Source organism: Arthrobacter sp. ISL-48, assembly GCF_018613805.1.
Lineage (GTDB): Bacteria > Actinomycetota > Actinomycetes > Actinomycetales > Micrococcaceae > Arthrobacter.
Map to the genome: position 1 here is coordinate 85,375 of NZ_JAGGPL010000009.1, position 18,578 is coordinate 103,952.

Annotated in this window: 21 protein-coding genes; 10 read left to right on the forward strand and 11 right to left on the reverse strand. The window is 64.3% G+C overall.

Features of this window, described 5'->3' with window-relative positions; translation table 11 throughout:
• From J7E83_RS10995 to J7E83_RS11025, 7 genes are all read left to right on the forward strand, one after another.
• Entirely contained in the window at positions 1-900 is a 900-nt protein-coding gene (locus J7E83_RS10995; RefSeq protein WP_214961969.1) for a carbohydrate ABC transporter permease, read from the forward strand.
• A 137-nt stretch (positions 901-1,037) separates the two neighbouring features.
• Positions 1,038-1,280 carry a hypothetical protein gene (locus J7E83_RS11000; RefSeq protein WP_214961970.1) on the forward strand — a complete coding sequence of 81 codons (243 nt, stop codon included), beginning with the start codon at positions 1,038-1,040 and terminating at the stop codon, positions 1,278-1,280.
• A gap of 222 nt (positions 1,281-1,502) precedes the next feature.
• Positions 1,503-3,383, forward strand: coding sequence for a molecular chaperone DnaK (gene dnaK, locus J7E83_RS11005; RefSeq protein WP_214961971.1), 1,881 nt, complete (start codon positions 1,503-1,505; stop codon positions 3,381-3,383).
• Between the two features lie 2 nt (positions 3,384-3,385).
• A complete protein-coding gene (locus J7E83_RS11010) occupies positions 3,386-4,123 on the forward strand; it encodes a nucleotide exchange factor GrpE (RefSeq protein ID WP_214961972.1) in 738 nt (245 codons plus the stop codon).
• A gap of 274 nt (positions 4,124-4,397) precedes the next feature.
• Complete coding sequence (locus J7E83_RS11015; protein WP_214961973.1) at positions 4,398-5,369, forward strand: DnaJ C-terminal domain-containing protein; 972 nt, start codon at positions 4,398-4,400, stop codon at positions 5,367-5,369.
• 14 nt (positions 5,370-5,383) lie between these two features.
• A complete protein-coding gene (locus tag J7E83_RS11020) occupies positions 5,384-5,809 on the forward strand; it encodes a heat shock protein transcriptional repressor HspR (RefSeq protein WP_214961974.1) in 426 nt (141 codons plus the stop codon).
• 193 nt (positions 5,810-6,002) lie between these two features.
• On the forward strand, positions 6,003-6,401 hold the full coding sequence (locus J7E83_RS11025; RefSeq protein ID WP_214961976.1) for a hypothetical protein: 399 nt from the start codon (positions 6,003-6,005) through the stop codon (positions 6,399-6,401).
• On the opposite strand, the gene J7E83_RS11030 is transcribed toward J7E83_RS11025, so the two are convergent.
• From J7E83_RS11030 to J7E83_RS11055, 6 genes are read right to left on the reverse strand one after another with little or no spacing between them, the layout of a single operon-like run.
• Positions 6,398-7,219, reverse strand: a complete 822-nt coding sequence (locus J7E83_RS11030; protein ID WP_214961978.1) for an HpcH/HpaI aldolase/citrate lyase family protein — start codon at positions 7,217-7,219, stop codon at positions 6,398-6,400. The two genes, J7E83_RS11025 and J7E83_RS11030, sit on opposite strands and share 4 nt — an antisense overlap.
• Complete coding sequence (gene hpaH / locus J7E83_RS11035) at positions 7,204-7,989, reverse strand: 2-oxo-hept-4-ene-1,7-dioate hydratase (RefSeq protein ID WP_214961980.1); 786 nt, start codon at positions 7,987-7,989, stop codon at positions 7,204-7,206. Before hpaH ends, J7E83_RS11030 begins: the two co-directional genes overlap by 16 nt.
• A 2-nt stretch (positions 7,990-7,991) precedes the next feature.
• Entirely contained in the window at positions 7,992-9,086 is a 1,095-nt protein-coding gene (gene hpaD / locus J7E83_RS11040) for a 3,4-dihydroxyphenylacetate 2,3-dioxygenase (RefSeq protein WP_214961981.1), read from the reverse strand.
• Positions 9,087-9,126: 40 nt separating this feature from the next.
• A complete protein-coding gene (gene hpaE, locus J7E83_RS11045) occupies positions 9,127-10,653 on the reverse strand; it encodes a 5-carboxymethyl-2-hydroxymuconate semialdehyde dehydrogenase (protein WP_214961983.1) in 1,527 nt (508 codons plus the stop codon).
• Between the two features lie 10 nt (positions 10,654-10,663).
• Positions 10,664-11,353 (reverse strand): GntR family transcriptional regulator, encoded by a 690-nt coding sequence (locus J7E83_RS11050; protein WP_214961985.1) that lies wholly within the window; start codon positions 11,351-11,353, stop codon positions 10,664-10,666.
• On the reverse strand, positions 11,346-12,812 hold the full coding sequence (locus J7E83_RS11055) for a fumarylacetoacetate hydrolase family protein (protein ID WP_214961987.1): 1,467 nt from the start codon (positions 12,810-12,812) through the stop codon (positions 11,346-11,348). Before J7E83_RS11055 ends, J7E83_RS11050 begins: the two co-directional genes overlap by 8 nt.
• Before the next feature lie 184 nt (positions 12,813-12,996).
• On the opposite strand from J7E83_RS11055, the gene J7E83_RS11060 reads away from it, so the two are divergent.
• Both J7E83_RS11060 and J7E83_RS11065 read left to right on the forward strand, forming a co-directional pair.
• Positions 12,997-13,422, forward strand: a complete 426-nt coding sequence (locus J7E83_RS11060) for a VOC family protein (protein ID WP_214961989.1) — start codon at positions 12,997-12,999, stop codon at positions 13,420-13,422.
• Complete coding sequence (locus J7E83_RS11065; RefSeq protein ID WP_214961991.1) at positions 13,423-13,974, forward strand: YdeI family protein; 552 nt, start codon at positions 13,423-13,425, stop codon at positions 13,972-13,974. It abuts the gene before it with no gap.
• 25 nt (positions 13,975-13,999) lie between these two features.
• Here the strand turns inward: J7E83_RS11065 and J7E83_RS11070 are convergent, their stop codons facing one another.
• The 4 genes from J7E83_RS11070 to J7E83_RS11085 all read right to left on the reverse strand — a co-directional run bounded on the left by J7E83_RS11070 (position 14,000) and on the right by J7E83_RS11085 (position 15,986).
• Complete coding sequence (locus J7E83_RS11070) at positions 14,000-14,464, reverse strand: MarR family winged helix-turn-helix transcriptional regulator (protein WP_214961993.1); 465 nt, start codon at positions 14,462-14,464, stop codon at positions 14,000-14,002.
• An 11-nt stretch (positions 14,465-14,475) separates the two neighbouring features.
• Positions 14,476-14,880 carry an EVE domain-containing protein gene (locus J7E83_RS11075; RefSeq protein WP_214962001.1) on the reverse strand — a complete coding sequence of 135 codons (405 nt, stop codon included), beginning with the start codon at positions 14,878-14,880 and terminating at the stop codon, positions 14,476-14,478.
• Positions 14,877-15,296: an SRPBCC family protein gene (locus tag J7E83_RS11080; RefSeq protein WP_214962002.1), complete on the reverse strand. Its 420-nt coding sequence runs from the start codon at positions 15,294-15,296 to the stop codon at positions 14,877-14,879. The genes J7E83_RS11075 and J7E83_RS11080 overlap by 4 nt, the downstream gene beginning before the upstream one ends.
• A gap of 219 nt (positions 15,297-15,515) precedes the next feature.
• A complete protein-coding gene (locus tag J7E83_RS11085) occupies positions 15,516-15,986 on the reverse strand; it encodes a sensor histidine kinase (RefSeq protein WP_214962005.1) in 471 nt (156 codons plus the stop codon).
• Positions 15,987-16,365: 379 nt separating this feature from the next.
• Between J7E83_RS11085 and J7E83_RS11090 the strand changes: the two genes are divergently transcribed.
• Positions 16,366-17,655, forward strand: a complete 1,290-nt coding sequence (locus tag J7E83_RS11090) for an ammonium transporter (RefSeq protein WP_214962007.1) — start codon at positions 16,366-16,368, stop codon at positions 17,653-17,655.
• Between the two features lie 259 nt (positions 17,656-17,914).
• Here J7E83_RS11090 and J7E83_RS11095 read toward each other — a convergent pair.
• On the reverse strand, positions 17,915-18,578 hold a 664-nt coding region (locus J7E83_RS11095), incomplete at its 5' end, for an HNH endonuclease signature motif containing protein (protein WP_214962009.1).

An 18,578-nucleotide genomic window follows, 5' to 3' on the forward strand; every position in this document is an offset into this window, starting at 1 on the left:
ATGGCCACCAACACACTTTCCCGGCCCGCTCTGCGGCTCAAAGGTTCCGTCGCCGATATCCCCGCCCGCCGGAAGCGGGCGCCGCTTTCCCGCATCCTCGCCACCGTCATTGTCGCGGTCCTTGCCGTCGCATGGCTCATACCTTTCGCCTGGGCAACGCTCACCGCTCTCAAGAGTGAAACTGAAGCCGCGTCCACCCCCATCAGCTGGATCCCGGCGTCGGGCTTTACCCTGGATGCCTTCACCAAAGTGTTGGGGAGCGGAAACATCCCTACCTGGACGCTCAATTCCCTCTTCACCTCGGCGGCTATTACGGCCATTACGCTGGTGATCTCGGCGTCGGTTGCGTATGCCATTTCGCGGATCGATTTCCGCGGCAAGGATCTGCTGATGGGCGTCATTATTGCCTCGATCATTGTCCCGCCGCCGGTGCTCATCATCCCGTTGTTCCAGCAGATGCAGTCGCTGAACCTGATCGACACCTACTGGGCGCTAATTCTGCCGCAGGTAATCCATTCCCCGATGGTTTTTGTGCTCAAGAAGTTCTTTGACCAGATTCCGCGGGAACTTGAGGAAGCAGCACTGATGGACGGAGCCAGCCGGCTACGTATTTTCACCACTATTGTGCTGCCGCTGTCCCGTCCGATCCTCGCCGCCGTGGCGATCTTCGTCTTCATCGGGGCCTGGAACAACTTCCTGTGGCCATTCATCGCCACCAACGACAGCTCGCTGCTCACCCTTCCGGTCGGGCTGCAGACCATCAAAAGCGCCTACGGCATTCAGTACGCCCAGAACATGGCCTCCGCCCTGCTGGCCGCGCTGCCACTGATCCTGGTCTTCCTGTTCTTCCAACGGCAGATCATCAAGGGCGTGGCCACCACCGGACTGGCCGGAACCTGATACCGCGCCGGACCCAAATACCGGCGCAGGCTGGCATGCGTTTCGACGGCGGGCGGCACCCTTTTGCCGCCCGCCGCTTCTGAGTAGACTTCCATCGCGCCCAGCATGGACGCGATACCTCAAAGGAGAGATCAGCCATGAGCGAAAACCTCGAGAACATCGAATCCGCAGCCGAAAACGAACGCCGCAAGGCCAGCACCGAGCCGGGCCTCGCCGGCGAAGGCGGGCAGTACGTTGAAGGCGACTATGGCGACGCCGGTGTCGTGGGAACCGAGGCAGAAGAGCCCGTCGAGGGCGATTATCCCGAAGGTGACTACGGCGACGCCGGCACCGTAGGGACTGCCCGCGAGGCCGAGACCGATGAGGAGAGGAACTCCTAGCGCCCGTTCACGCAGGGCGAACTAGTGGGCCCAGGTACCTTGAATAAGGGCCTGGGCCCAGCAATTCCGCGGATCTTTACTGCTTCCCGCAGCGAAAAAGCGAAAGTTGAGCGGAGTGGGCTCAAGTTTGGATTGACATCACCGGCGCCCTGAGTAAAGTTGAGTGCAGAACGCTCAATGAGTGGGCGCCAGCAAGTTTCCAAGGAAAGAAGGAAGCAACACATGTCACGTGCAGTAGGTATTGACCTCGGAACCACCAACTCCGTCGTCTCCGTTCTCGAAGGTGGCGAGCCCACCGTTATTGCCAACGCTGAGGGCGGCCGCACCACGCCGTCGGTCGTTGCGTTTTCCAAGTCCGGCGAAGTCCTGGTCGGCGAGATCGCCAAGCGCCAGGCCGTCAACAACATTGACCGCACCATCGCCTCCGTCAAGCGCCACATGGGCACCGACTGGAGCGTCGCCCTTGACGACAAGAAGTACACGGCGCAGGAAATCTCCGCCCGTATCCTGATGAAGCTTAAGAACGACGCCGAGTCGTACCTGGGTGAAAAAGTTACCGACGCCGTGGTCACCGTGCCGGCGTACTTCAACGACGCCCAGCGTCAGGCCACCAAGGAGGCCGGCGAAATCGCGGGCCTGAACGTCCTGCGCATCGTCAACGAGCCCACCGCAGCGGCCCTGGCCTACGGACTGGACAAGGGCAAGGAAGACGAGCTCATCCTCGTCTTCGACCTCGGCGGCGGAACCTTTGACGTCTCCCTGCTGGAAGTCGGCAAGGATGAGGACAACTTCTCCACCATCCAGGTGCGCTCCACCGCCGGTGACAACCACCTCGGCGGCGACGACTGGGACCAGCGCGTCGTTGACTACTTGCTGAACCAGCTGAAGGTCAAGGGCATCGACCTGTCCAAGGACAAGATCGCCCTGCAGCGCCTGCGTGAGGCATCCGAGCAGGCCAAGAAGGAACTCTCGTCCTCCACCAGCACAAACGTTTCCCTCCAGTACCTTTCCGTCACCCCGGACGGCCCGGTCCACCTGGACGAGCAGCTGACCCGCGCCAAGTTCCAGGACCTCACCAAGGACCTGCTTGACCGCACCAAGAAGCCGTTCCAGGACGTCATCAAGGAAGCCGGCATCAAGCTCTCGGAGATCGACCACATCGTGCTCGTGGGTGGTTCCACCCGTATGCCGGCCGTCTACGAACTGGTCAAGGAACTGGCTGGCGGCAAGGAGCCGAACAAGGGTGTCAACCCGGATGAGGTCGTCGCTGTGGGCGCCGCACTGCAGGCCGGTGTCCTGAAGGGCGAGCGCAAGGACGTACTGCTGATTGACGTCACCCCGCTTTCCCTTGGCATCGAGACCAAGGGCGGCGTCATGACTCACCTGATCGAGCGCAACACGGCCATCCCCACGAAGCGCTCCGAGACCTTCACCACGGCTGATGATAACCAGCCTTCCGTGGCCATCCAGGTCTTCCAGGGCGAGCGCGAGTTCACCCGCGACAACAAGCCGTTGGGCACCTTCGAGCTGACCGGCATCGCTCCGGCTCCGCGCGGCGTCCCGCAGGTCGAGGTCACCTTCGACATCGACGCCAACGGCATTGTCCACGTGTCCGCCAAGGACAAGGGCACCGGCAAGGAACAGTCGATGACCATCACGGGCGGTACTGCGCTCTCGAAGGAAGACATTGACCGCATGGTCAAGGACGCCGAGGAGCACGCAGCCGAGGACAAAGCCCGCCGTGAGGCCACGGACACCCGCAACACTGCAGAGCAGCTCGCGTACTCCGTGGACAAGCTCATCGCCGACAACGCCGACAAGCTGCCGGAGGAGGTCAAGACCGAGGTCCAGGCCGACGTCGACGAGCTCAAGAAGGCGCTCGAAGGCACGGATGACGCCGCCGTGAAGACCGCGTTCGAGAAGTTGCAGGCTTCCCAGGGCAAGCTGGGCGAGGCTATCTACGCCCATGCGGGTTCCCCTGACGGTGCCACCGGTGCCGCAGGTGCCGAAGGTGCCCCGGGTGCAGCGGGTGGCACGACGGGTTCTTCAGATGAGGACATCGTTGACGCCGAGATCATCGACGAAGACGAAGCGAAGAAGTAGCCATGCCGCACCACGGTAACGAGGAAGAGCACGCCTCTTCTCCAGGCAATGATCGTCAGGTGAGCAAGGAAGGTCAGGAGGGCCAGCAGGGCAACGGCCCCCAGGAACCGGTCATCCGGGACAATCGCAAGGTTGACCCGGTAACCGGCGAGGCCCGCCATCCGCAGGGTGAGCAGCAGGCTGCGGCGTCAGCGGGCGCTGGAGCCGCCCCGTCAGAAGCTGCATCGACCGCAGATTCCGACGGCGACGCCCTGGCCCAGGCCGAGGAGATCCTCAACGGCATCGAAGTTCCTGCCGAGGAGTCCGTGGCCCAGGGTGCCGGCAACGCCGAGGCCACCGAGCTCAAGAACGACCTTCTGCGCCTGCAGGCCGAGTACGTCAACTACCGCAAGCGCGTTGAACGTGACCGTGCCGTGGCAGGGGAGATGGCCGTCATCGGCGTCCTGAACTCGCTCCTCCCGGTGCTGGACGACGTTGACGCCGCCCGTCAGCACGGCGACCTGGCCGACGGCCCGTTCGCAGCCATTGCCGCCAAGCTGGAGAATGCGCTGAAGACGTACGGCTTGGTCCGCATCGATGAGACAGGCGTGGAGTTCGATCCCACGATCCACGAGGCCCTCATCCAGCAGCCCGGCGAGGATATCGACGTTGACACTGTCAGCCAGGTGCTCCGCTCGGGCTACAAGTCAGGCGAACGGGTCCTCCGTGCGGCACAGGTGATCGTCGCGGTTCCGGCTTAGTCGGGGTACTTCCGGCGCTACGCCGGATAGGGGGCGGTGCCCGCTCCGCGGTGCCCTCCACACCGCCGCCCCCTATCCGGCCTCCGCTCCGGGGGTCATCTCGCCTAAGGTGAGGTAACCACAAAGCTCGCAGCGGTACAGGGGCCCCCGGAGTGGCATCGGGCCTGCCGGAGCGTGGCGGCTGGGGTCCGCAAGGACCCAGCCGCCACGCGAAGGGGCGGGGGGCCCTGTACCGCGGAGAGCTGTTAGTTAGAAGATTTGAAAGGAAACGCCATTGGCTAGCCAGGATTGGGTGGACAAGGACTTTTACGCGATCCTTGGTATCGCCAAGGACGCTTCCGACGCCGACATTAAGAAGGCGTACCGGAAGCTCGCACGCCAGCATCACCCGGATACCAACTCGGGGAACTCAGCGTCCGAGAAGAAGTTCAAGGACATCTCCGAGGCGTATTCGGTGTTGTCCGATCCCGACGAGCGCCAGCAGTATGACGCCATCCGTGCCATGGGCGGCGGAGCGCGCTTCGCTCCCGGCGGTGGCGGCGCAACCAACGGCGGCTTCGAGGACATGTTTGGGGGGCTGTTCACTGGCGGTGCCGGGCGCCAACCGGGAGGGTTCAGCACGCCCGGCGGGATCCCGCCTGAGTTCGCTGACCTGTTCGGTGGCGGTTTCGGAGCCCAGCCCGGCTTCCAGCGCGCACCGCAGAAAGGCGCGGACCGTACCGCATCCACCAGCATTTCGTTCGCCGGATCCATCCGCGGCACGACCATCGGCCTGCGCGAGCCCAACGGCGAGGTCATTGATGTCCGCGTACCTGCCGGCATCAAGGACGGCCAGAAAGTCCGCGTCCGAGGCAGGGGCCAGCCCGGCCCCGCAGGCAACGGCGACCTGATGGTTGCCGTTTCGGTCAAACCCCACGATTTCTACACGCGCGACGGCGACAACCTCCGCGTCCATGTACCTGTCACTTTCCCGGAAGCTGCTTTAGGCGCTGACATTGAGGTCCCCACCATTGACGGTGAGAAGGTCCGGGTCCGTGTCCCCGCCGGCACGCCCTCCGGGCGTACGCTCCGGGTCAAGGGCCATGGCGTGAAGACACCCAAGGGCGCAGGGGACCTGCTGGTGACCATCGACGTCGCGGTTCCGAAGAACCTGAACAAGGAGGCGGAGGCGGCCGTGAAAGCGTTCGCCGAAGCCACCGCCGACGCCGACGTCCGCCAGGGTTTGGCCGCCAAGGCCCAGCTCTAGCAGCGGAGCAAACCGTGGACATCAGCGCCGAACAGCCGATCTTCGTGATATCCGTGGCGGCAGAACTTGCTGACATGCACCCGCAGACACTGCGGCAGTACGACCGGCTGGGCATTGTCTCGCCCAGCCGGGCGCCCGGGAAGTCCCGCCGCTACTCGCAGCGGGACATCAACATGCTGCGGGAAGTGCAGCGGCTGTCCCATGAGGGCGTTTCGCTCGAAGGCATTAAACGGATCCTGGACCTGGAGAACCAGGTGGCTGCACTGCAGCGCAGGGTGGGAGAACTGACCGAGGAGCTGGGCCGCCGTCGTAATCCCCTCGACTCGCGGATCTTTGCCGCCGGTGCTGCCGGCGATGTCGTGAGCCTGGCACGGGGCCAGCGCCCGCGTGCACGGTCGCAGGCCGTGGTGGTCTGGCGTCCCAGGGCGCTGGGTGAGTAGTGATGCGTAGCCACGCCACCCGGAGAGGCCCGGACTAGAGTACCGGCTACTCGTGACGCGGCGCGCGCCGGTGTCTTGAATGGAGCTACGGCTGGTTCCACAGCATGGTCTTAGGTCACTGGGGGTTTCGCGTGTTTGGTTCTTGTCATAGTCCGGTGTCCCTTCCCCGCACGGCTGAACAGGGATGTGTCCGATGAGCGAGGGGACGGCGGGCGTTGCCATGTTCGCAGGCTCAGTGCCGGGGCAGGCCCTGTTGGCGTTGGCGCAGACCCTCGTGGTGGTTTGCATGTGCTTTGACATGGTCCGCGCATTGTCCGTGCCGAGATCACACCGCCGGTACGTCGCAAGCACGGTGTTCAGGACGCTGGCGATCCCGTCGGTGGTTGCGATGGGCGTGAGTGTCCTGGTGGACGCCGTCTTCTGGTCCTGGATGGACGTTGCGATGGGCGTCTTCGTGATGGTTGCCATCGTCTTTCGGCTGCATCATGACAAGGACGAGGATAACTTCTGGAAGGGCAAGGGCAAGAAGCTGGCCCGCTGGGCGCGCCGCCAGTTCAGTTCGTCGCCCGCCCCAGCGCCAGCGATGGGTTAATAGCCTGCCGGCTCGTCGCCGTCGGCGGCCTTGATGTATTCGGTGGCGAGTGCTTCGGAGCCTCGGGCCAAGATTGCGACGTCGGCGCCCACCAGGATGAAGTTCGCGCCGAGGGCCAGGTAGTGCTTGGCCGTGCCCGGGTTGAAGGCGTTGACGCCCGCGGGTTTCCTTGCGGTCGTGGCAGCTTTGAGGCAGCGTTCGACGGCGGCGCGGACGTCCGGGTGTTCCTGCTGTCCCAGCACCCCCATCGAGGCGGCGAGGTCGGACGGGCCCAGGAAGATGGCGTCCACACCGTCCACGGCCAGGATCTCCGCGACGGCGTCGACTGCCGCTGTGGATTCGATCTGGACGGTGACGCTGACGGTTTCCGAGGCCCGGGCCAGATAGTCCGGGATCCGGTTCCAGCGGGCGGCGCGGGCCAGGGCGGACCCCACCCCGCGCACGCCCTGCGGCGGATAACGGGTGGCGGCCACGGCGGCCTCCGCCTCCGCCACGGAATTGACCATGGGGACCAGCAGGTTCTGCACGCCGAGGTCCAGGTATTGCTTGATCAGCACGGTATCGTTCACCGGCGGCCTGACTACGGTGTGGACTGGATAGCCGTGGACGGCCTGTAGCTGGGCCAGGATGGATTCGAGCCCGTTGGGGCTGTGCTCGGCATCCACCAGGAGCCAGTCCAGGCCGGACCCGGCGCAGAGTTCGGCGATCAGCGGGCTGCCGGAGCAGACCCACATCCCGGCGAGCGGACGGCCGGCCTCGCCGTGTTGATTGCGCAGGGCGTCGCGGAACGTGGCGTCCGGTTCTACTCGAAGCGGCATGTGATGCTCCCCAATGGTCCGTAGTCGGCGTGGACAGTGTCCCCTTTGTACACCCAGAGCGGCCGAGTGAAGGATCCGGCGAGGATGATGTCGCCGGCCTTCATTCCGTCCCCGTGGGCGGCGATTTTGTTGGCGAGCCAGTGGACGCCGTTGGCCGGGTGGTCCAGGACTCCGGCGGCCACGCCGGTTTCTTCCACTGTCTGGTTCTTGTAGAGGATGGCGGAGACCCAGCGCAGGTCCATGGCATCCGGCCTCACCGGGTTGCCGCCGATGACCATTGCGCCCATCGCGGCGTTATCCGCGATGGTGTCCACGATGGTCCGGCCCTCCATTTCGATCCTGGAGTCCAGGATCTCAAGGGCGGGGACTACGTAGTCGGTGGCGTTGAGGACATCGAAGATGGTGCAGCCGGGGCCTTTGAGACCGTCCTTCAGTACGAACGCCAGTTCAACCTCCACCCTCGGGTGGGTGTACTGCTCCCATTGGACGGAGCAGCCGGTTTCCAGCAACATGTCGTCGAAGATGGCGCCATAGTCGGGTTCGGTGATGCCGGTGGCTGCCTGCATGGCCTTGGATGTGAGGCCGATCTTGCGGCCCACCAGGGTCCGGCCGGCTTCCTCGTTGCGGCGGCGCCACAACTGCTGCACCGCGTAGGAATCCTCCACTGTCATGTCCGGGTAGCGGGCTGTCAGGCGCGGGACCGGCTTCCGGCTGCGGCCTGCCTCCAGCAGTTCGTCGGCGATGGCCTCGATCGTCGTTGCATCCATCATGGCTACAGCTGCGCTCCCAGTTTGAAGCCCGTTTTTTCTCCGGAGTCCGCTCCTTCACCGTCCTGCTTGCGCGTGTAGGAGAAGCCGTCCGCGCCCACGGTGACCGCCATTTCACTCTTTTCCTCCCGCACGATGACGGGTTGGGGGTTGCCGTCCAGGTCCAGGACCAGGGATGCCTCCGTGTACCAGGACGGGACGACGGGGTTGCCCCACCAGTCGCGGCGCTGGTTGTCGTGGACGTCCCAGGTGATGGTGGGGTTGTCCGGGTCGCCGGTGTAGTAGTCCTGGGTATAGATCTCGATGCGGTGCCCGTCCGGGTCCAGGATGTAGAGGTAGAACGCGTTGGACACGCCGTGCCGGCCGGGGCCGCGTTCGATCCGGTCGCTGATGCGCAGGGCGCCCATCTTGTCGCAGATCTGGATGATGTTGTGCTTCTCATGCGTGGCGAACGCGACGTGGTGCATGCGCGGGCCGTTGCCGCCGGTCAGGGCAGTGTCGTGGACCGTCTGCTTGCGGTGCATCCACGCAGCATACGTGACGCCGTCGGCATCCTGGATGTCTTCCGAGACCCGGAAGCCGAGGTCTTCCAGGTAGGCGCGGCCGCGGGGAACGTCCGGGGTGACCTGGTTGAAGTGGTCCAGGCGCACCAGTTCACCGGCGGAGTAGAGGTCATAGCGCTGGGTGAGGCGCTCCACGTGCTCCACGTCGTAGAAGAACTCGTACGGGAAGCCCAAGGGATCCTCCACACGGACAGAATCGCCCACGCCCTTGGTGAAGCCTTCCCTGCGGCGCTCGGTGCGGCAGCCAAGTTCCTTGTAGTAGGCCTCGGCGGCGTCGACCTCCGCGGGGGACTTCACCCGGTAGGCGAAGGCTGCGACGGCGGCGATGGGACCCTTGCGGAGCACCAGGTTGTGGTGAATGAACTCCTCCAGGGAGCGGAGGTAGATCGCGTTCTCGTCTTCCTCGGTGACGTGCAGGCCCAGGAGGTCCACATAGAACTCACGCGACTTGGCGAGGTCAGTCACCACGATCTCCATGTAGGCGCAGCGGACGATGTCCGGAGCCGGAACCGCGGGGGTGGGAACCAAGTTGGTCATGATGCGCTCTCTTCTTTGAAAGGGGCTCTGGGGTGGCGGCTCAGGCGCCGAATTTAGGAGTATGAACGCTGCCGAGCGTGATGTGCACGGCCTGCTGGTCGGTGTAGAAATCGATGGAGCGGTAGCCGCCCTCGTGTCCCAGGCCCGAGGCTTTGACGCCGCCGAAGGGGGTGCGCAGATCGCGGACGTTGTGGCTGTTCAGCCACACCATTCCGGCTTCGACGTTCTGGGAGAAGTTATGGGCGCGGGTCAGGTTCTGGGTCCAGATGTAAGCGGCCAGGCCGTAACGGGTGTTGTTCGCCAGAGCCAGCGCCTCGTCGTCGTTCTCGAACGGGGTGATGGCCACGACCGGGCCGAAGATCTCCTCCTGGAAAATCCGCGCGTCCGGGGCGACGTCGGCAAACACCGTGGGTGCGATGTAGTTGCTGTTGTTGAGCCCTGCGGGCAGGCCTTCCGGCCGTCCGCCGCCGGCCAGCAGCCGGCCCTCAGACTTGCCGATCTCCACGTAGGAAGCCACTTTCTCGTAGTGTTCCGGATGGACCAGGGCGCCCACTTCGGTTTTGGGATCGTGAGGATCTCCGACGACGATGTTCTTGGCGCGGGCGGCGTACTTTTCGCAGAACTCGTCGTAGATGGCCCGTTCCACCAGGATGCGTGAGCCGGCCGTGCAGCGTTCGCCGTTGAGCGAGAAGACCCCGAACAGGGCGGAATCGATCGCGGCGTCCAGGTCGGCATCGGCGAACACCACACACGGGGACTTGCCGCCGAGCTCCATGGACAGGCCCTTGAGGTTTGCCGCGGCGTTGCGGAAGATCGTCTGGCCCGTGGTGGTCTCGCCGGTAAAGGAGATCAGCGGCACGTCCGGGTGCTTGACCAGGGCGTCGCCGGCTTCCTCGCCCAGGCCGTTCACCAGGTTGAACACACCGTCAGGCAAGCCGGCGTCCTTGAAGATAGTGGCCCACAGCGAGGCAGAGAGGGGGGTGAATTCGGCGGGCTTGAGGACCACGGTGTTTCCGGTGGCCAGGGCCGGGGCAAGCTTCCAGGACTCCAGCATGAACGGGGTGTTCCAGGGCGTGATGAGCCCGGCGACGCCGATCGGCTTGCGGTTCACGTAGTTGATCTGCGAGCCCGGGACCTTCATGGCATCATCAAACTGTGCCACGATCAGGTCCGCGAAGAAGCGGAAGTTTTCCGCCGCGCGCAGGGCCTGGCCCTTGGCCTGCGTGATAGGCAGGCCGGTGTCGAAGGTCTCCAGCTCGGCGAGGCGTGCTTCCTGGGCCTCCACGGCGTCAGCGATCCTGTTAAGGACGCGGGCCCGCTCGCGGGGCTTCATCTTCGGCCACGGGCCATTGACGAAGGCCTCGCGGGCCGCGGCCACGGCGAGGTCGATGTCCTCTTTCTGGCCGGCGGCGGCCGTGGCGTAGTTCCGGTTGGAGACCGGGTCCAGGACGTCGAAGGTCTTGCCACCCACCGAATCAACGAACTCGCCGTTGATGTAGTGCTGGATGTGGGTGGGCAGGTCCTGGGGGATATAGTGGCTCGCCTCGGTTGTGATAGGGGCAGTCATCGTTGAAGTCCTAACTGTGTTCTTGGTGGTTGGCCTGCTGGAGGTAGGCGTCCAGCGTGGCGCTGCGATGGCGTCGGGCGGCCTGCTCGATGGCGTCAGCACCGGCCCCTGACTCGATGAGCTGGAGCAGGGCCTCATGTTCGTTCACGGAGTCGTGTGCGCGGCCGGGGACAAAGCGGAACGTTGAGGACCGAAGAGAGGCCAGCCGGTTCCAGCCCCGGTGGACCAGGTCCAGGAGGTGCGGATTGGGGCACTGCTCAAACAAGACACTGTGGAAGTCCTGGTTGAGCCGCGTGAAACGCACCGGGTCGAAGTGCTGGAGGCAGTCCCGCATCTCCGCGTTCACTGCCCGGGCCCTGGCGATGTCCGGCGCGCTGATCAGCGGCGCTGACAGGGCGGTGGCCGCACCCTCGACGATACTCAGGGTCTGCATCGTGTACAGGTACTCGGTGGGGTCGATGCCCGAAACGGTGGCGCCGATATTCCGCTCGAATGTCACCAGGCCTTCGGCTTCCAGGCGGCGGATCGCTTCACGTACCGGGACCACGCTCACGCCGAGGTCTTCGGCGATCTTGGCCAGGACCAGCCGGTACCCGGGAGTGTAGGTGCCCTCCACGATCCTGGCCTTGACGGCCGTGTAGGCCTGCTCGGATTTGCTGCCTGCGGTTTTGCTTGGGACGGTGGTGGCTGTCTCAGTCATCGGCTTTGCCCGCCTCCCATTCCTCGTACTTAGTCCGCCATTCCGCGTTCAGGGGATACAGGCCGTCCACGCTGTGGCCTTGTTCCACCATCTGGGCGATGAAGGTTTCCTCGCGTTCCTGGATGATGGAATCCGCCGCCACTTCCTCGGCCAGCGCCGGCGGGATGACCAGGATGCCGTCTGAGTCGGCCACGATGATGTCGCCGGGCTGCACGGTGGTGCCGCCGCAGGCGATGGTGATGTCCGTGTCCCAGGGGATGTGGCGGCGGCCCAGGACCGCGGGATGCGGATTGGAATAGTAGGTGGGCATATCCATGGCGGCCACTGCGGAGAAGTCGCGGACGCCGCCGTCGGTGATGATGGCTGCCGCGCCACGGACCTGGGCCCGGAGCGCCAGGATGTCCCCGATGGTGCCCGTGCCCTTTTCGCCGCGGGCCTCCATCACCAGGATCTCGCCCTCGTTGACTGAGTCAATGGCCCGTTTCTGGGCGTTGAAACCGCCGCCGTGGGTCTTGAACAAGTCCTCGCGGTTGGGCACATAGCGTAGGGTCCTGGCCAGACCGACGACGCGCCTGTCCGGGCGCGTGGCGGTGAGGCCGTCAATGCTGACGTTGTTCAGGCCACGCTTTCGCAACTGTGAAGACAGAGTGGCCGTGCAGACGCTTTCAAGCTTGGCTTTCAACTCCGGAGTCAGGGCCGTCCCGACGGCGGCGAGGCCGGCCGCCTCCCGCGAACCGTACGCCTCCGCCCGCTGCAGGTCATCAACCTTGGGCAACGCACCAAAGTCCGCGAACGCCGTCGTACCTGCCTCCACAGTGGTGGTCAGGCGGCCGGTGGTCCGGCCGCCGTCGGCCGCCTCTACCTCCACCTCCAGCACGTCTCCAGGCCTGGCCACCGAGGCGCCGGCGGGTGTACCGGTGAGGATGAAGTCGCCTTCTTCGAGGGTGAGCAGTTGCGACAGGTCCGCCACCAGCCGGGCGAACGGGAAGAGCAGGTCCTCAGTGGTGTCGTCCTGGACTACTTCGCCGTTGTGCCAGGTGCGGATGCGGAGCTTTGCGGGGTCGACGGTGTCTGCCGGGATAAGGGCGGGGCCCACCGGGGTGAAGCCGTCACCACCCTTGGAGCGAAGGTTGGAGCCCTTGTCCGCGTAGCGGAGGTCGTACACGCCGAGGTCGTTGCTGGCGGTGACCCATTCCACGTGGCTCCAGGCGTCCTCGATGCTGACACGGCGCGCGGGCTTTCCGATGATCAGGGCGATCTCGCCTTCATAGCCGAGCAGTTCGCAGCCCGCGGGGCGTTCCACGGCGGAACCGCTCAGGGAAAGCGAGGACGAGGGTTTGAGGAAGTATGAGGGCTGGGCGGGCGTGCGTCCGCGCTGGGCAGCGCGGCTTGGGTAGTTGATGTGCACGGCGATGACCTTCCTCGCCGCCGCCAGGACGTCGTCATTGACCTGGTCCACAGTCGTCTCCTCATCAAGTACGAAATAATATACGATTATTGTCCCTTGGGTGTGGGAGTTCCGTCAACCCCTTTGTGCCCTGTCGCCTGGGAGCCCGACTGGATAGACTCTGGCCACCGCTAGTCACAGTATTGCCCAGTACAGGATTTGCGTTCGTGGATTGAATCGACGAAAGGGAAGGCCATTGAGCCTGCGAGGATTCAGCACCATTAACTTCTGGGCTGAGGATGTTGCAGCAGCAGCAGCCTGGTACACCGAGTTCCTGGGCATGGAGGCCTATTTTCAACGGCCCGGGCCTGAGGGAGGCCTGGCGTACGCGGAGTTCCGGATCGGCGATTACCAGAACGAGCTGGGAATCATTGACCGCCGCTACCGGCCGCCCGCAGCAGCCGCCGAGCCCGGTGGTGCCGTGATGCACTGGCACGTCGACGACCTCAATGTGACGGTAGAGCGGCTGCTGTCCATGGGTGCAACGGAGTACCAGCCGATCACGGCACACGGGGACTCGGGCTTCATCACCGCCGCGGTGGTAGACCCGTTCGGCGACGTGCTGGGCGTCATGAATAATCCCCACTACCTCGAGATCCTCGCGTCATTCCGGCAGCGCTGAGTGGAGCCGCTTGAGTTCCGCCACTCCGCTGCCTGGGAATCGTGGCTGGACGCGCACCAGGACGAACAGTCCGAGGCCTGGCTGCTGATTGGCAAGCGGCACTCGGGTGCTCCTCTCATCAGCATTGAGGATGCCTTGGACGTGGCCCTGTGCCACGGCTGGATTGACGGCCAGCGCAAGTCCCATGACGACGTTTCCTTCCTCCAGCGCTACTCACGACGCCGGGCGAGGAGCTCCTGGTCCAGCGTCAACGTTGCCAAGGCCGAGGCACTTATCGCCTCGGGCCGCATGCGGGTGTCCGGGCTTGTGGAGATAGAGGCCGCCAGGGCCGACGGACGATGGGAGGCAGCATACGAGTCCCAGCGCACCGCTGAGGTCCCTCCCGACCTGGCGGCCGGATTGGCGGCTGACCCGTTGGCTGATGCGGCTTTTGTACGCCTCGGGAGATCCGGCCGCTACGCCGTGATCCTGCAGCTGCTCAAGGCCCGCACCCCGGAGGTCCGGGCCAAGGTCCTGGCTCGGGAGGTTTCGAAACTGGCGGGCAGGGACTAACCCCGCTCCGCCGTCGTACTTCTCACTAAACGGACAGTACAAGGGCGTCTTCGCTCAGGGTGCGGAGCCGCTTCACAAAATCAGTCTGGTGTGGTCCGAGGGGACCGAAGAACTCCCGGTCCGCCGCTTCGACGGCGACGTTGGCCCTGTTGGCGAGTGCCGCACCATCGGGAGTGACAGCAAGGGCACGCGCCCGCGCGTCCGTGGGATGGGGAAGGCGGCGGAGGAGTCCTTTGGCCTCAAGGGCGCGGAGTACCTGGGACGTCATCATCGGGTCGGTGCGGGCGTGGGTTGCCAGGTCCCGCTGAGTGACCGGGTTGTCCGAGTGGAGCCAGGCAAGGGTGGCAAGGAGGACGAACTGCACGTGGGTAAGGTCGAATGGTTGCAGGGTCGCGCGCATGACGGCTTGCCACGTGTTCGTTACCCGCCACAACATCAGGCCCGGGCTGTCGTCGGCGTCCTCGAACGCACTCTCCAGGTTCTTTGCCATCCCGTCAGCGCTCAGGTCATCCGGGATCTGAGGATCTGGACATCCGCTTCCTCCAGCGGAATGAGGCCACGACGGAGTTGATAGCCCCAGTTGGGTGAGTCGGTGAGGCGCAGGAGGCTTTTGACGCTGTCGACGTCGACCGGCGTGGCGTCCTCGTAGCGGACACGTCGACGGAACGGCTTGAAATCGCCCTCATCGGCCTGCCAGATCTCGTCGTCTTCTATGGTGCCCAGCGCGGTGAACCGCCGGAGAGGCGTTCCATCGCCGAGGCGTTCGACGGGTGAGTAGTAAACCAGGGTGTCGCCGGCTTTCATCCGGGCAAGCCCCGCCCTCTTGCCGTGGCCGATCTGCGCTATTCCAAGGCTGACGCCCCGCCGTACATGCTCGGCGGATACCACTCCGAGCCAGGCGTTCACAGTTCTTCCACGATCCGCACGAGCCTGTCGAGGTCGGCTTGGGCGGAGTCCCTGAAGCCTTCGCCCAGGATCTTTGCCCAGATGAAGGCGAGCGGACCACTGATCCCGACACTGACACCCAGCACGGTCTGCCCTTCCGTTGCTCGCGCCGTGTGCTGGAAGACGAGCCGTGCGCCGGGAAGCCGTGTTGTGTCCGTGTATTCCCTGTCCGGCTCGAGTGTGGTCACGATGAAATTCAGCTTCGGGCCACCCTTGGGCTTCATGGTCCCGCGGGATCCGACCTCAACAGGATGCTCGGCGCGGACCCAGTCTGTATCAGGTGGCCAGGACGCCCACGTGTCGTGCTGGATCCAGCGGGCGTAGAAGTCCGCCGGGGAGGCGGTCGAGGTGGCGTGTCCCTGCGCGAGTTGCAACATGAAACTAGTATGCGCGCTTACTATGTTCGAGGCAAGCTCCTTGTCGCCAAGCGTGCTCGTCAGCCGGAAGTGCCGGGTGTGTTGATGGGGCCGGTGGTCTGCGAGTTTCCGTAGTCCACTGTCGGCCCCAGCTTTTAGGCCGCTACTTCTGTAGGCGCCTGTCTGTTGAGTGTCTGTCCGATAAGTGTCAGTCCGTTTAGCGTCAGTCCACGTTTAGCGTCAGTCCAGGGGGATGGTGATGGCCACCTGGGTGCCCTTATCGGGTGCGGAATCAATGGAGATGGTGCCGGCGGCTTCCTGCACGGCCATGGTCATCAGGCATACACCGTACCCGTGCTTCCTACCCATGGATTGGGTCCTGCAGTTGAAGCCCACGCCGTTATCGGTGACAGTCAGGCGGACACCGTGGTAAACGGCTGCCAGCCGGACGGTCAACTCTGTCGCGTGGGAGTGCCTGAGTGCGTTATTGAGTGTCTCCTCCGCGGCATGGTAGAGAAGGGTGGCGCAGGCGGCCGGAATTTCGACGCCGTGGTGCGGGGTCTCCCACCGCACGCAGACACCTTGTTGTCTGAGCGGAACGGTGAGCTTGTCTATGCAGCCGGCAAGTCCTAGGGCGTGGAAGTCAGCGGTGAGTTTGTCTTTAGTGACTGCCCCCGCGGTACTCGGGTCCAGAGCTGTTGTTTGGCTCATGATTTTCCCCTCTTCCTTACATCCCGTACTTATACTTTGTATTCGCCCACCCGGTCCGGTTGGATTGGTGTGCCCTTGGACTAATAGTGGCTTTGAGGCATCAAGGATTCCGGCAGTTATCCGCAGCTTGGGGGAAAGTTTCGGGCAGTGTTCGGCAAGGTCGGTCAAACTGCTCCTGCGGGGCTAGTGAAACTCACATGCCTGTGACTGAAACTTTGATTTAACTCGCCGGAAACCCACATTTGTACAGTGACCATACAGTTGGATCCAGACGGTGATGGCTGCCCTCCGATGAACGTGGTCATGACTCCGCGTCCTTGTCCGGAGCGGCTCTCCGGGCCTTTTCCGTTCTCTCTTCGCATCACGAAAGGGGTTTCCCATGGATTCGGGAAATGTCGCTTGGATTCTCGCCAGCTCCGCGCTGGTCTGCATGATGATTCCCGCCCTGGCTTTGTTCTATGGGGGTATGGTGGGGTCGCGCCGCATTCTGAACATGATGATGATGTGCTTCGGCGGCGCCAGCCTGGTCGCCGTCCTCTGGGCACTGTTCGGCTATTCGATGGCTTTTGGGAATTCGGTCGGCGGGCTTGGCCTGATAGGTGATATCACTGAATTCCCCGGCATGGGGCAGATGCTCGCCAAGGACGATTCCGCGTCCATTCCACTCATTCTCTTTGCGGCATTCCAGCTGTTCTTCGCATGTGTCACAACGGCCCTGGTTGCGGGAGCGGCAGCCGGACGGATGAAGTTCGGCGCGTGGATGCTGTTCGCCGGGATCTGGGCCACCGTTGTCTACTTCCCGATCGCACACTGGGTGTTCGCGTTTACTTCGGCTGACGGCAGCGTCATCGGCGGCTGGATCGCCAGCGGCATCAAGGCCATAGACTTCGCTGGCGGAACAGCGGTGCACATGAACGCCGGCGCCGCGGCACTTGCCCTGGCACTCGTTCTGGGCAAAAGCTCGGGTTGGCCCAAGATGGAACACACCAAACCGCACAGCAGGCCGCTTGTCCTCGTGGGGGCAGGGTTGCTCTGGATCGGTTGGTTCGGCTTCAACGCCGGCTCTGCACTGTCGGCCGGCCAGTCCGCAGCCGTGGTCTTCCTGAACACCGCTGTGGCCGCCTCGGCAGGACTCCTCGCCTGGGCCCTCGTGGAGCGGATGCGTCATGGGGCCGCCACCAGCATGGGTGCAGCTTCCGGCCTCATTGCGGCCCTGGTCGCCATCACCCCGGCCTGCGGTGCGGTGAGCCCGCTGGGCGCGGTGGCCATCGGTGCCATTGCCGGTGCGGTCTGCTCACTGGCTATTGAATGGAAGTTCCGGCTGGGCTTTGACGACTCGCTGGATGTAGTGGGCGTGCACCTGGTGGGCGGCATTATCGGCACGCTGCTGATCGGGTTCTTCGCGACGGACGCTGCCCCGAACGGCGTGAACGGGCTGTTCTACGGCGGTGGCTTTACGCAGCTGGGTATCCAGGCTTTGGCCACGATCAGTGTCCTGGTCTACTCCTTCGGCATTACGTGGATCCTGGCCAAGATCCTGGACCGGACGATCGGCCTGCGAATCAAGCCCGAAGACGAACTTCGCGGCATCGACATCGCAGCGCACTCCGAGCTCGCCTACCTCACAGACGAAGACCCCGTGGAGCTTGGTTCCCCGCAGCGGGCTTAACAGATTTGGCAGAGGGCCGAACCGCGGACCGGTGCCAGCAGCAGCTGGCTTATAGTTCCGAGGTTCGGCCCTCTGACGTCGCGTGGCGTTTTGTTCCGCACGGTGGTTTCGGGCGGCTACGTCCGAGGCAGCGGCATGGCTAGCCCGCGTCCATAGCTCGGCGACCAGACGCAGCACGGCGGCATTGGTGTGCCCTTGCGTCCCGTCCCTGAGGCAGCTGTCAGCCATTTGGAGGGGTACCGCTGAGGAATGTCCTGACTCATCCGTGCTGCGCGTGTCGGGCTACCCGCTCTGGAAAGCCGCCCTGTCCCGGGACGAGGTTTTGGGTTAGCCCGGGATCTTCGGGTGGCTCGGCGTCATGGATCTGGGTTTCGTCCGGCAACTCGGGTGGCTCCCAGTCCTGTTGTTCGTGTTGGAATTCGCGTCCGGTGAATGAGAGCCAGTCCGGTGGCTCCCAGTCTTGGTGTTCGCTTTGGTAGTGGCGGCCGCTGGGTGATACCCACCCGGGCGGCTTATTTTGGGTGGCCGGGGTGGGTTTCCACGCGCTGGTGTGTTTGAGTCTGTGGTGTTTGTGGCAGGGCTGGCCGAGGTTGGTGATGCCGGTGGTGCCGCCATCGGCCCAGGCGAGGAGGTGGTCGGCTTCGTTGTCCAGGGAGTGGTTGTTGCAGCCGGGGAACGGGCATTTCCCGTCCCGGATCCGGAGCCATTGCCGCATCGCTGTGGGAACCCGGTAGCTGGTGCGGCCGATTTCCAAGGGTGCGCCGTCGCGGGGGTCGGTCAGGACCCGGTGGAAGGACTCGGCGCCGTCGGCGACGAGTTGCCGTGCCATGGAGGCCGGGATGGGCCCGTACCCGTCAAGGGTGGCCGGTTCCTCACCGGCACCGATCAGGGAGAGCACCGGGACGGTGAGCAGGACCTGCGCC

Coding starts and splice junctions, on each gene's coding strand:
- J7E83_RS11080 (WP_214962002.1), bottom strand. CDS start 15,296: ATGTTGCAACTCGCGCAGGGACACGCCACCTCGACCGCCTCCCCGGCG.
- J7E83_RS11050 (WP_214961985.1), bottom strand. CDS start 11,353: ATGACTGAGACAGCCACCACCGTCCCAAGCAAAACCGCAGGCAGCAAA.
- hpaH (WP_214961980.1), bottom strand. CDS start 7,989: ATGATGGATGCAACGACGATCGAGGCCATCGCCGACGAACTGCTGGAG.
- J7E83_RS11010 (WP_214961972.1), top strand. CDS start 3,386: ATGCCGCACCACGGTAACGAGGAAGAGCACGCCTCTTCTCCAGGCAAT.
- J7E83_RS11090 (WP_214962007.1), top strand. CDS start 16,366: ATGGATTCGGGAAATGTCGCTTGGATTCTCGCCAGCTCCGCGCTGGTC.
- hpaD (WP_214961981.1), bottom strand. CDS start 9,086: ATGACCAACTTGGTTCCCACCCCCGCGGTTCCGGCTCCGGACATCGTC.
- J7E83_RS11085 (WP_214962005.1), bottom strand. CDS start 15,986: ATGAGCCAAACAACAGCTCTGGACCCGAGTACCGCGGGGGCAGTCACT.
- J7E83_RS11070 (WP_214961993.1), bottom strand. CDS start 14,464: ATGGCAAAGAACCTGGAGAGTGCGTTCGAGGACGCCGACGACAGCCCG.
- dnaK (WP_214961971.1), top strand. CDS start 1,503: ATGTCACGTGCAGTAGGTATTGACCTCGGAACCACCAACTCCGTCGTC.
- J7E83_RS11030 (WP_214961978.1), bottom strand. CDS start 7,219: ATGCCGCTTCGAGTAGAACCGGACGCCACGTTCCGCGACGCCCTGCGC.
- J7E83_RS11000 (WP_214961970.1), top strand. CDS start 1,038: ATGAGCGAAAACCTCGAGAACATCGAATCCGCAGCCGAAAACGAACGC.
- hpaE (WP_214961983.1), bottom strand. CDS start 10,653: ATGACTGCCCCTATCACAACCGAGGCGAGCCACTATATCCCCCAGGAC.
- J7E83_RS10995 (WP_214961969.1), top strand. CDS start 1: ATGGCCACCAACACACTTTCCCGGCCCGCTCTGCGGCTCAAAGGTTCC.
- J7E83_RS11025 (WP_214961976.1), top strand. CDS start 6,003: ATGAGCGAGGGGACGGCGGGCGTTGCCATGTTCGCAGGCTCAGTGCCG.